Source organism: Neptunomonas sp. XY-337, from assembly GCF_004959845.1.
Lineage (GTDB): Bacteria > Pseudomonadota > Gammaproteobacteria > Pseudomonadales > Balneatricaceae > Neptunomonas > Neptunomonas marina.
Genome location: NZ_SPLL01000001.1, coordinates 244,368 through 256,949 on the forward strand (window position 1 = coordinate 244,368; position 12,582 = coordinate 256,949).

General features: G+C 50.3%; 11 protein-coding genes. 5 read left to right on the plus strand and 6 right to left on the minus strand.

The window, feature by feature from the left end; genetic code table 11:
• Positions 1-176: 176 nt before the first annotated feature.
• From serS to E4L36_RS18115, 5 genes are read right to left on the minus strand one after another with little or no spacing between them, the layout of a single operon-like run.
• A complete protein-coding gene (gene serS / locus E4L36_RS01375) occupies positions 177-1,451 on the minus strand; it encodes a serine--tRNA ligase (protein WP_136678671.1) in 1,275 nt (424 codons plus the stop codon).
• A 20-nt stretch (positions 1,452-1,471) separates the two neighbouring features.
• The gene (gene crcB / locus E4L36_RS01380) at positions 1,472-1,843 is read right to left on the minus strand and encodes a fluoride efflux transporter CrcB (protein ID WP_136678672.1); all 372 of its coding nucleotides are present in this window, start codon (positions 1,841-1,843) and stop codon (positions 1,472-1,474) included.
• A gap of 13 nt (positions 1,844-1,856) precedes the next feature.
• On the minus strand, positions 1,857-3,197 hold the full coding sequence (locus tag E4L36_RS01385) for a replication-associated recombination protein A (RefSeq protein WP_136678673.1): 1,341 nt from the start codon (positions 3,195-3,197) through the stop codon (positions 1,857-1,859).
• The gene (gene lolA / locus E4L36_RS01390; RefSeq protein ID WP_136678674.1) at positions 3,197-3,835 is read right to left on the minus strand and encodes an outer membrane lipoprotein chaperone LolA; all 639 of its coding nucleotides are present in this window, start codon (positions 3,833-3,835) and stop codon (positions 3,197-3,199) included. The genes E4L36_RS01385 and lolA overlap by 1 nt, the downstream gene beginning before the upstream one ends.
• A gap of 1 nt (position 3,836) precedes the next feature.
• On the minus strand, positions 3,837-6,482 hold the full coding sequence (locus E4L36_RS18115) for a DNA translocase FtsK (RefSeq protein WP_136678675.1): 2,646 nt from the start codon (positions 6,480-6,482) through the stop codon (positions 3,837-3,839).
• A gap of 135 nt (positions 6,483-6,617) precedes the next feature.
• Between E4L36_RS18115 and E4L36_RS01400 the strand changes: the two genes are divergently transcribed.
• From E4L36_RS01400 to infA, 5 genes are all read left to right on the plus strand, one after another.
• Positions 6,618-7,460 carry a CZB domain-containing protein gene (locus E4L36_RS01400; RefSeq protein WP_136678676.1) on the plus strand — a complete coding sequence of 281 codons (843 nt, stop codon included), beginning with the start codon at positions 6,618-6,620 and terminating at the stop codon, positions 7,458-7,460.
• Positions 7,461-7,514: 54 nt separating this feature from the next.
• The gene (trxB, locus tag E4L36_RS01405; RefSeq protein ID WP_127693086.1) at positions 7,515-8,471 is read left to right on the plus strand and encodes a thioredoxin-disulfide reductase; all 957 of its coding nucleotides are present in this window, start codon (positions 7,515-7,517) and stop codon (positions 8,469-8,471) included.
• Between the two features lie 12 nt (positions 8,472-8,483).
• The gene (gene aat, locus E4L36_RS01410; protein WP_346763620.1) at positions 8,484-9,239 is read left to right on the plus strand and encodes a leucyl/phenylalanyl-tRNA--protein transferase; all 756 of its coding nucleotides are present in this window, start codon (positions 8,484-8,486) and stop codon (positions 9,237-9,239) included.
• On the plus strand, positions 9,232-9,945 hold the full coding sequence (locus tag E4L36_RS01415; RefSeq protein WP_136678677.1) for an arginyltransferase: 714 nt from the start codon (positions 9,232-9,234) through the stop codon (positions 9,943-9,945). Before aat ends, E4L36_RS01415 begins: the two co-directional genes overlap by 8 nt.
• 106 nt (positions 9,946-10,051) lie before the next feature.
• Positions 10,052-10,270, plus strand: coding sequence for a translation initiation factor IF-1 (gene infA / locus E4L36_RS01420; RefSeq protein WP_027853708.1), 219 nt, complete (start codon positions 10,052-10,054; stop codon positions 10,268-10,270).
• 50 nt (positions 10,271-10,320) lie between these two features.
• Here the strand turns inward: infA and clpA are convergent, their stop codons facing one another.
• The gene (clpA, locus tag E4L36_RS01425; protein WP_136678678.1) at positions 10,321-12,582 is read right to left on the minus strand and encodes an ATP-dependent Clp protease ATP-binding subunit ClpA; all 2,262 of its coding nucleotides are present in this window, start codon (positions 12,580-12,582) and stop codon (positions 10,321-10,323) included.

Genomic DNA, 12,582 nt, shown 5'->3' on the forward strand with positions numbered 1-12,582 from the left:
TGTTGCATTCACGTAAACACGGGGAGATATTGCTTGAACCTCCCAACAGAAATGCCAGCCCTCGTTGCAATCTAGATAGATAGCGCCGCCCTGATTGATCAGCGCACTACAAGACTACACATTACAGAAACAAAAAAGCGCAGTAAAAACTGCGCTTTTTAACGTAAAAGTAGTGCTTAGATCTCAGTCACGCCGCCCATGTAAGGCTGAAGCGCTTCTGGCACTTCGATGCGGCCATCTGCTTGCTGATAGTTCTCCAATACCGCCACTAGTGTACGACCAATCGCCAAACCGGAGCCGTTCAGTGTATGCAGCAGTTCAGGCTTACCTGTTTCAGGATTACGTGCACGCGCTTTCAAACGGCGCGCTTGGAAATCCGTCATGTTAGAGATTGATGATATCTCGCGGTACTTATCTTGGCCTGGCAGCCACACTTCGATGTCATAAGTTTTTGCTGAGCTGAAACCTAAGTCACCGCCGCACAGCACCACAACGCGATACGGCAGGTTTAACTTCTGCAAAATCGCTTCTGCATGACCTGTCATCTCTTCAAGTGCAGCCCACGACTGAGAGGCTTCAACCACCTGCACCATTTCAACTTTCTCAAACTGATGCTGACGAATCATACCGCGTGTATCTTTACCCGATGCACCCGCTTCTGAGCGGAAACATGGCGTGTGCGCGGTAAACTTCAGAGGTAGTTTTGCGACATCGACGATCTCGTCGCGAACAATGTTCGTCACCGGTACTTCAGCCGTTGGGATCAAGTAGTATTGACGATCACCAAAAGGAACTTTAAACAGATCTTCGCCAAACTTTGGCAGCTGCCCTGTGCCTTTCAGGCTGTCTTCATTCACCATGTAAGGTACGTAAGCTTCGGTGTAGCCATGCTCAGTAGTCTGTACGTCGAGCATAAATTGAATAAGTGCACGGTGCAGGCGCGCAATTTTACCGGTCATAACCGCAAAACGTGAGCCTGTAAGTTTTGCTGCAGTTTCAAAATCCAGCTCGCCGTGCTGTTCGCCAAGCGCAACATGATCCTGCGGCTCAAAATCGAAGCTACGTGGCGTGCCCCATTGGCGCACTTCCACGTTGTCGTCTTCGTCTTCCCCAAAAGGTACCGACTCGTCCGGGATATTCGGCACACCCAGCAGCATGTCGTCGAGTTCTGCTGAAATTTCATTCAACTGCTGCTTAGCCGCATCAAGCTTATCGCCCAGTGATGCAACTTCGGCTAGTAGTGGCTGGATATCTTCACCCGAAGCCTTTGCCTTACCGATCATTTTCGAACGAGTATTCCGTTCATTTTGCAGGTTTTCTGTCTCTACCTGCACTTCACGGCGTTTAGCTTCTAACTCGTTGAAACGCTCAACAGGGAACGCAAAGTGCTTTTTCTCCAGCTGCTGTGCAACTGCTTCCGGGTTAGCCCGTACAATTTTCGTATCTAACATGAGATTTCAAATAACCTTAATTAAATCAGGCGGGTGATCCAGATACCTGCCATCAAAGCAGAGATCGATAATAAGACGCTAAATAATACATAGATTAACGCTGACATGATATGTCCCTTCTCAAATAGCGCCGCAGTTTCAAGCGCAAATGAGGAAAAGGTTGTGAAGGCGCCTAAAAAACCCACCATCAGCAGAGGACGAAGCTCTGGAGCCAGCTTGGCTTTCTCCATGATGAGCACAAAAAGCACCCCCATGATAAAGGAGCCAAGGACATTACATATCAGCGTCCCGACAGGCAGACGGTCATGGACGCTATTAAAAAGGCCTGCTATCCAATATCTTCCTAATGCGCCCAGCGCACCTCCGGTGGCGACGGCGATAACAGTTTGCATACGTCTCTCGCTTCTATTGATATCGTTTGATCGGGCTTTGGCTGTCAAATAGTTCTAGTTGCTCAAGTTTTGCGCTGATTTTGCTCTCAAGGCCGCGCGCTGTCGGCTGATAATAACGACGCTCTTTGAGCGCCTCAGGCAGATAGACCTCGCCTGCGGCGTAAGCGTTAGGTTCATTATGAGCATAGCGATACTCAGCGCCATACCCAAGATCTTTCATGAGCGAAGTCGGCGCATTACGAAGATGCACTGGCACTTCATAATCGGGGTCATCGGCCACATCCTGTTTACACTGGTTAAACGCTTGGTAAACCGCATTACTCTTGGGCGCGCAAGCACAATAGATCGCCGCTTGTGCGATTGCACGCTCGCCTTCAGCCGCACCGACTCGCTCAAATGCATCCCATGCTGCTAGAACCACTTGCATAGCCCGCGGGTCCGCATTCCCAATATCTTCTGAGGCGATAGCAACAAGACGCCTTGCAACGTAGAGCGGGTCTGCACCACCTTGCAGCATACGACAATACCAGTAGAGCGCACCATCAGGAGATGAGCCACGCACCGACTTATGAAACGCAGAGATCATATCAAAGTAAAGATCCCCACCTTTATCAAAGCGCCGAGCTGATTGGGCCAATACCTCTGCAACACTCTCTGCGCCTATATACTCGCCACCCTCTTGTGGCTGTGCCATATCAACCGCGATTTCGAGCAAATTCAGCGCTCGGCGCGCGTCACCATCAGCTGCCTGAGCGAGCTTACTTAAAACACCGTCCGCAAACGTGAGATGGCGCTGCCCCAACCCTCTCTCGGTATCTTCAATTGCTCTAACCAAAACCGCTAACAGATCATCCACTGAAAGGCTTTTTAGCAGATAGACGCGCGCTCGAGATAGCAGCGCATTATTCAGCTCAAACGAGGGATTTTCGGTTGTAGCACCAACAAAGATAAAGGTGCCGTCCTCGATATAGGGTAAAAAGGCATCTTGCTGTGATTTATTAAAGCGATGTACTTCATCAACAAATAGAACGGTGCTAACGCCCCGCATCTGAGCAACATGCTTGGCCTCATCAACTGCTGCGCGAATCTCTTTAACACCCGACATCACCGCCGAAATCGTCACAAAGTGCGCATCGCAACTCGTTGCCAGCATCTTCGCCAAGGTTGTTTTGCCAACGCCCGGCGGCCCCCAGAAAATCATCGAGTGCAAAATACCTTGCTCAACAGCACGTCGCAGCGGTTTATCGTGGCCAAGCAGGTGTGATTGGCCTGCGTAATCGGCCAACGAGGCTGGCCGCATTCGGTCCGCTAGCGGTCGATAATGCTGTGGTGTGCTATCGAAAAGGTCTTGCATTAAGGCGTATCACTAATGATGACATCAACACCCTCTGGCGCTGCGAACTGAAATAGCGCCTCACTCAGGGCTGCGTTGACCTCGACGTTGTTGAACATCACAGTCGTTTTCTGGCCTAACAGGTCGATCAGCAGCAGCTCAGACATCACACCATCAACAAAGAACAAACGAATACTCTGAAAATTACCCTCATCCGAGCGTGGCAGCAGTTGAAAAAGCTGCTCGCTATCGTTATTGAGAATCAGCGAAATATCGTACTCTTTCGCGAGGGCGGCAACATCGCCGTTAAGTATGTGTGCAGCGCCGTTATTGCCCGCTACCGAAAATGGTTTGCGCGTTGCCTGCTCTAAATCGGGGTCATAGATCCAAACATAGGTACCGTCACTGACGATCGTTTGCGGATACGGCGTGCTTGTTATCCATCGAAACTTACCAGGGCGCGAAACACTAACCTCGCCTTGCGAAACCGCAACCGCGAGATTGTCGTTCGAGCGCGTGACTTGCTCAAACTCGGCCGAGAAATGGCTGTAATCACCGAGAAGTTTATCCAACTGATCAGCCGCCTTTCCCGCTGCCAGCGCAAATACCGGCATACAAACGAGAACACTACTGATCACTACTTGCTTGAATCTTTTCATATCAATCTCTCACTGGTGGCGGCGCGAGCACATCGCGCTGGCCGTTTGTTCCTGCCGAGCTAACCACGCCTGCCGCTTCCATCGCTTCAATCATACGTGCGGCACGGTTGTAGCCAATTTTGAGTTTACGCTGCACACTTGAAATCGAGGCTTTGCGTGTTTCCGTTACAAATGCAACGGCCTCGTCGTACAACGGATCTTGTTCATCATCAAACAAACCACCTGAACTACCACCTGAATCACCACCGCCCTCTTCGACCATAGTGTCGATATAAACGGGTGAGCCAACCGCCTTCCAAGCCTCAACAACACGGTGTACCTCATCATCACTGACAAATGCGCCGTGTACACGATTGGGCACACTGGTGCCTACAGGTAGATAAAGCATGTCACCCCAGCCGAGCAAATGCTCTGCGCCCGCTTGATCTAGAATGGTGCGCGAGTCGATTTTGGATGATACTTGGAACGCAATTCGCGTTGGAACGTTCGCTTTGATCAAACCTGTGATGACATCAACAGACGGGCGTTGGGTCGCCAAGATCAGGTGAATACCGGCCGCACGGGCTTTCTGGGCAATACGTGCGATCAGCTCCTCCACTTTCTTACCAACAATCATCATCATGTCGGCAAACTCATCGATGACAACGACGATATATGGCAATGTTTCGAGCTCAGGCGCTGGCGTCCCTTCAGGCTCACCGTGCTCTTCTGCTTTCCATAGTGGGTCTTTAAGTGGTTGGCCTTGCTGCTCAGCGGCTTTCACCTTGTCATTGAAGCCAGCAATATTACGCACGCCCATCTTTGCCATCAGACGGTAGCGGCGCTCCATCTCGCCAACACACCAACGCAGGCCACCGGCGGCCTCTTTCATATCGGTGATCACAGGAGTTAGAAGATGCGGAATACCTTCGTAGATGGAAAGTTCGAGCATCTTCGGGTCAACCATCATTAAGCGCACCTCTTCAGGTGTCGCTTTGTAGAGCAAGCTCAGCAGCATGGCATTCACACCCACGGACTTACCAGAACCAGTGGTACCTGCCACCAACAAGTGCGGCATTTTCGCCAAGTTAGCCACGACGGGGTTGCCGGCGATATCGTTACCTAGCCCCAGCGTTAGCCGTGATGCTGCCTCTTTGTAGGGCTTAGAGTTCAAAACCTCGCTTAAGCGAACGGTTTCCCGGTGCTCATTGGGTATCTCAACTCCCATCACTGATTTACCCGGAATAACTTCCACCACACGCACACTCGAAACCGCCAACGACCGAGCAAGGTCCTTAGCCAGATTCGTAATTTTGCTGGCCTTCACGCCTGGCGCAGGCTGAATCTCGAAGCGCGTGATCACAGGGCCAGGGTTAACCTCTACCACTTCAACGGTGACGCCAAAGTCCTTGAGCTTACTTTCGAGCAAGCGCGACATATCTTCCAACTGCTCATCACTGTAGCCCTGATCTGTTTTCAGCTCAGGCGGATCGAGCAGGTCAAACGATGGAATCGGATTCAGTGAGCGTACAGGACGCTTCTCTGGTTTGCTTACGTCCGAATCATCGTTTTTGATGGGGCGATGAGTCTCGGCCAACGGCACAATCTTCAGTTCTTTTTTGGCCGCAGCTCCCTGCCCTGCTGGTGCTGGTGCTGGTGCTGGTGCTGGTGCTGGTGCTGGTGCTGGTGCTGGTGCTGGTGCTGGTGCTGGTGCTGGTGCTGGTGCTGGTGCTGGTGCTGGTGCTGGTGCTGGTGCGACATCATCATCGCGGCGGGCCGAGAGGTTATCAATAGTAGTGCTCACTGGCGCTTTCTCACGAACGCGCTCATTAACAACCGGTGGCTCTACAACGGGCATCGTCGCAGCCTGGCCTTGTGGTGCGTTCGGCTTAGCCACTGAGCTCACGGAGGTAATCTCACCCGTTGTAAAGTCGATATTTTCTTGGGCTGATACAGCTCCAAACTCTGACGCACGCGCGGGCTCAGGGCGTTTATGCGAAGCCGCCTGCGTAGAGGGCTTAACATTTTCAGCTTTAGATACGATACCTTCACCGATCGCCGCGATACGTGCTTGTTGCTTAAGTACAAAATCGCCTATGGATTCAAGTAACGTCCCCCACGAGATCTCCATATAAAAGGTTGCACCAATCAGCAATGCTGCCAGCAACAAAACGGTGCTACCCAGCAGACTGAACCACTCGACCATCCAGTCAGATAACGCTTGCCCAATAATTCCTCCCGACGTAAACGGATAGGCGAGCGCTTGGTTCGATAGGTGCAGAGACGCCAACCCTGCCACGCCTATCGCGAGTACCGAGACACCGATAGTACGCAATGCCACAAACGGCAAACCGTCCAGCAAGCTTTCGCGGCGGCGCAATGCAAAACGACTAACAGGATGCAGGATAACAGGCGGCAACAACCATGCAGAGATACCCAGCATGGAGAAGGAGAAATCGGCAAGATAGGCACCTGATAGGCCCATCCAGTTCGCGACACTTGGTTGATACCCCAAATGCGACCATCCAGGGTCTTTAGGATCATAGCCAAGCATTCCTAAAAACAGATATAGGCAGAAGGTTATTACTACAACAAAGAAAAACACCTTTACTGCACGTGTAGCCAGTTCAGAAAAACTATATGGACTGGTCGAGAGCTTGTTTTTCACCCAAGATCCTTATTTAGTTCAAGCACTTATAACAACTGTATAAAATAACATATTTTACCCGATTACGCGTACTTTACTTGAAGGGTCTCATACCTTGAGCCATAGTTAAGCAAACGAATTCATGGACCTGTAGACATGAGCTTATCCAATCTGTTCCAAGACAGCTCCCGCGTACTGACGTTTACTATCGCTAACAGCCATTTCGGCGTCGATGTGAACAACATTCTGGCCTTCTCTGATGAATGCGATCAGATCCAAACCGTTGAAGACAACAACACGGGATTTATTGGCTATCTCGATTACCGTGATGTGCTGGTCAACGTTTACGACTCAGCGGCCATTCTAAATAGGCGCCGTAATCGCGACGAGCAGAACGAGTTGGTTTCAGCCATCGACACCTACAAGCAAGCCCATATCGATTGGGTTGCTGCGCTTGAGCATGCCATCACATCAGGCGAGGAGTTCACGCTTCCGCGCGACCCACGTATGTGTGCGTTTGGTCAATGGTATTACGCGTTCGAAACGCAGAATCAAGACTTAAAAGCGCTGCTAGACAAGATAGAAAAGCCACATCAAGAGATTCATGCACTGGCAGATACACTGCTTGAGCTTTGCAGCAACGGCGAAACCGCCCGCGCACAGCGGATACTATCGATCGAAAAAGGTACGACGCTACGCAAGCTGCTGCGTATTCTCGAAAGCGCACAAGACTTATTGCTACGGAACATCCACCCGGTATTACTGCACCTAACACAAGACGGCTCAACACCTTGGTACTCAATCGTACTTGATGAGGTGGACGATATTATCGACTATCGCCTCTCTGATCTCGATACGAGCGCAACGACCGCATTAAAGCAGGAACCTATTAACGGCTACCTACGTCAGAAGAATGGGGACCGTTATATGATGCTCTGTGTAAATAAGCTCTACAATCAGGTCAATAAAATAACACCTGAAGAGACTTGCAATTCATGATATAACCCCCACTTATTAAAAAACACTTTCTAAGATAGGTAAGGCATAAAGTTCATGAGTGACATTCAGCATCACAAGCTTATTATTCTTGGTTCTGGCCCAGCGGGTTACACGGCTGCCGTATACGCTGCACGCGCCAACCTTAAACCTGTTGTGATTACCGGGATGCAAGCCGGTGGTCAGCTGACAACCACAACAGATGTCGATAACTGGCCCGGTGACGTTGATGGTGTACAAGGCCCTGAACTGATGCAGCGCATGCAAGCTCATGCAGAGCGTTTTGATACGGAAGTTATTTTCGATCACATCAACGACGTAAGCGTCGCTGAACGCCCTTTCGTACTCAAAGGGGATATGGGTACTTACAGCTGTGATGCGTTAATTATCTGTACCGGTGCATCAGCGCAATATCTTGGTCTGCCATCGGAAGAGGCTTTCCAAGGTAAAGGCGTAAGCGCATGCGCAACGTGCGATGGTTTCTTCTATCGTGGCCAAAAGGTTGCTGTTGTCGGCGGTGGCAATACAGCTGTAGAGGAAGCTCTGTACCTTTCCAACATTGCCGAAGAAGTCACCCTGATCCACCGCCGCGATTCGCTGCGTGCCGAAAAGATCCTGCAAGACAAGCTGCTTGATCGCGCCGAGAACGGCAACATCAATATTCTTTGGAATCACCAGCTACAAGAAGTGCTCGGTGATGACAGTGGAGTGACTGGCCTGCAGCTAGAGAGCACAACAGACGGCAGCACCCAACAACTGGATGTTGCAGGCGTATTTATTGCGATAGGTCACAAGCCGAACACAGACATCTTCGCCGGAAAACTGGATATGAAGGATGGCTATCTGACGATTCAATCAGGCCTTGAAGGCAATGCAACACAAACTAGCGTGCCGGGCATTTTCGCAGCCGGCGACGTATGCGACCACATCTATCGTCAAGCGATTACATCTGCAGGTTTTGGCTGTATGGCGGCCTTAGACGCAGAGCGCTACCTCGACGATTTAGCGAAGTAAACAGAACTGGCTGTGAGCGCCCTGCTCACAGCTAATCCAACCCTTTTTGTTATGATTCCTTGGCTCTCACCGCACAACAACCGCTTCCCTAGCCCGCATGAGGCTCTAGATGAACCTGACGGCCTACTTGCCGCAGGTGGCGACCTTTCTATTGAGCGGCTGATATCAGCTTATCGTCATGGCATCTTTCCGTGGTTTAGCGACGAAGACCCTATTCTGTGGTGGTCACCTAACCCCCGTTGCGTTTTAAAACCAAGAGATATTCATATATCCCGCAGCATGCGCAAAGCGATACGTAAGCAGCACTACTACATCACTTTTGATCAGGCGTTTAGTGAGGTCATAGAGCTTTGCAGCAGCTCGCGAGACCGTGTGGGCAACACGTGGATTACCGACGAAATGAAGCACGCCTATACCGCGTTACATCAGCAAGGTATTGCCCACTCACTGGAGGTGTGGCGGGACGGTACGCTAGTTGGCGGCTTATACGGTTTAGCGATAGGCAAACTCTTTTTTGGTGAGTCGATGTTTAGCCTTGAGGTAAATACATCAAAAGTTGCTTACATCGCGCTCGCAAAGCAACTAGAGCACTGGCGGTACGCGCTAATTGACTGCCAAGTGCAGAATGATCACTTAAACTCTCTAGGGGCAAGCGAAATATCACGTGCAGAATTCCTCGAATATATTAAGCTGAATATAGATGAGGATCCCGGCCACGAATGGCAGTTTGAACTCAGCAACGAGCAATTGATTCAGACCGATGACTGACCTAAAAGAGCTCCATTTTTTTGCGACCCCTGAGCATGACTGCAGTTATATCGAGGGCTACAAAGCAAAAACCCTATTTGTTGACCCACAGTCCGATGTCTCTGACAGCGCATATAGCCAACTCTCTGACCTTGGCTTTCGGCGCAGCGGCAAGCATATCTACCGTCCTCATTGCGATCACTGCCAAGCATGTATCTCTGTTCGGATACCTTTAATCCACTTCAAATCGAGCAAATCACACAGAAGAATAATAAATAAAAACAAAGATTTACGAATTGAAATTAAAGATCCTTATTATTCGGACGAGCTCTTCAAACTCTACCAACGCTATATCAACGAACGCCATCATGATGGCGATATGTTCCCTCCCTCTGAAGAGCAGTTCGTTGGTTTTCTTGTTGAAAGCAACCAGACAAGTGAGTTCGTAGAGTTCTACCTTGAGGATCAATTAATTGCTGTCGCGGTGGTGGACGTTTTACAGCAAGGCCTGTCTGCCACCTATACCTTTTATGACCCATCAGAGGCGCTGAATAAACGCAGCCTTGGCAGCTACGCCATACTCTGGCAGCTACAAGCTTGCAAGTCTCGCCAACTCCCCTATCTCTATTTAGGTTACTGGGTGCAGGCTTGTCGAAAGATGAGTTACAAAGTGAATTACCGTCCACTAGAATTTCTGATCGACGGCCGCTGGATCCTCATTCGATAGAAAAAGCTACGAATATCTTTGATATACCGGGATATTTAGTGCAGAATACTGCGCTTGATTATACGGACCCCGTTCCAAAAAGAGCCCTTTCGCAGGTAGGTAATGAATGGCTAAAGAAGATAGCATTGAAATGGAAGGTACCGTGGTAGACACGTTGCCAAACACTATGTTCCGCGTTGAGCTAGAGAATGGCCACGTTGTGACAGCACACATCTCTGGTAAGATGCGCAAAAACTACATCCGTATCTTAACGGGTGACAAAGTTAAGGTGGAACTAACGCCTTACGATCTTAGCAAAGGTCGCATCGTATACCGCGCACGATAAGTCCTTTTATCGCACGCATCTCCGCTTTACGCGGCAGCACAGATGGCAGCCTAGGCTGCCACTGTTGTTTCTAGGGTGAGTTCACCCGTTTGTGCATCAATCGTGATAAGTACTTCACCACCCTCTTCCGCTAGATCACCAAACAAGATCATCTCAGCCAACGGCTTTTTGAGCTTCTCTTGAATGAGGCGCTTCATCGGGCGGGCACCCATCTTCTCGTCATAACCGTGCTCCGCAAACCATGCTCTCGCCTCATCATCGATGTTTAGCACGACGCGCTTCTCATCTAGTTGCGCTTGCAACTCGGTAAGGAACTTGTCGACAACACCGATAATGATGTCGGTGGAGAGCGGCTTAAACTGGATAACAGCATCCAAACGGTTGCGGAATTCCGGTGTAAACAAACGCTTGATCGCTTCCATTCCATCTGTTGAGTGATCTTGCGATGTAAAACCAATCGATGGACGGCTCATCGCCTCAGCACCCGCATTCGTTGTCATCACAAGGATAACGTTGCGGAAGTCTGCTTTACGGCCGTTGTTGTCGGTTAACGTGCCGTTATCCATCACTTGAAGCAGGATATTGAAGACCTCTGGGTGAGCTTTCTCAATCTCATCAAGCAGCAAGACACAGTGCGGCGACTTCGTAACCGCTTCCGTGAGCAAGCCACCTTGATCATAGCCAACATAGCCCGGTGGCGCACCAATGAGGCGCGATACTGTATGGCGCTCCATATATTCCGACATATCGAAGCGAATGAGCTCAATCCCCATAATGCGCGCAAGCTGAGTTGTTACCTCGGTTTTTCCGACACCCGTTGGGCCTGCAAAGAGGAAGTTACCAACAGGCTTGTTCGGCTCGTTGAGTCCAGCACGCGAGAGACGGATCGCGGAAGAGAGCGTATGAATCGCTTCATCCTGCCCCAACACAACCATTTTCAGGTTGCTATCAAGCTTTTTGAGCTGCTCTTTGTCGGACACAGACACCGTTTTAGGCGGAATTCGAGCAATCTTGGCGACCACCGCTTCGATCTCTGCGACGTCGATCGTTTCTTTGCGCTGCTCTTCATCCACTAAACGCTGATAAGCGCCCGCTTCATCGACCACATCGATCGCCTTATCCGGCATGTGCTTATCATTGATATAACGATCAGCCAGCTCTGAAGCTGCTTTCAATGCCTCGCTGGTGTATGTAACTTCGTGATGCTGCTCAAACTTACTGCGCAGCCCCATCAAAATCTGGAAGGTATCATCCACACCAGGTTCCAGCACATCAACTTTCTGGAAGCGTCTCGCCAGTGCACGGTCTTTCTCAAAAATGCCCCGAAACTCTTGGAACGTTGTCGAGCCAATACAGCGCAACTCACCAGAACTCAGCAGCGGCTTGAGTAGGTTTGATGCATCCATAGAGCCGCCGGAAGCGGCGCCCGCACCTATAATGGTGTGGATCTCGTCAATAAATAGGATCGCCTTTTCTTGGCGCTTAACTTCGCCAAGCAGTGCTTTGAGGCGTTTCTCAAAGTCACCGCGATACTTGGTGCCTGCCAGCAACGCACCTAAGTCAAGTGAATAGATGGTACTGCCGTTAATGATATCGGGGACTTTGTCTTCAGTAACGAGCTTAGCTAGGCCCTCAGCGATGGCTGTTTTGCCGACGCCTGCCTCACCGACGAGCAAAGGGTTATTCTTGCGGCGGCGAGAAAGTATCTGCACAACACGCTCAACTTCATGGTCACGGCCAATTAACGGATCAATTCGACCTTCGATGGCAGCTTGATTCAAGTTCACCGCATATTTAGACAGCGCGCTCGCATCGCCGCTTTGCTGGCTCTCCTCATCGGTTTCTACAGCGTCTTCACGTTGCTCTTCACCTTGGCCAATTCGCGATATGCCATGGGAGATGTAGTTCACTACATCAATACGCTCAATCCCTTGCTGCTGCAGAATGTAAACCGCTTGGCTTTCCTGCTCACTGAAGATGGCAACAATGACATTGGCGCCGGTCACTTCAGATTTACCCGATGATTGAACGTGAAAAACCGCGCGCTGCAAGACGCGTTGGAAGCCAAGTGTTGGCTGCGTTTCTAAATCAGGAACATTCTCAGGCAGTAACGGGGTTGTTTGATCGATAAAATTGATAAGTGTGCCACGCAAACCGTCAAGATTTGCACCGCACGCGGATAGCACTCGATTGGCTTCCTTGTTATCTAAGAGCGCAAGTAACAGGTGCTCTACCGTCATAAACTCATGGCGCTTATCCCGCGCAACTTTGAAGGCAGCACTGAGGGTTTCTTCCAACTCTCTGTTAAGCAT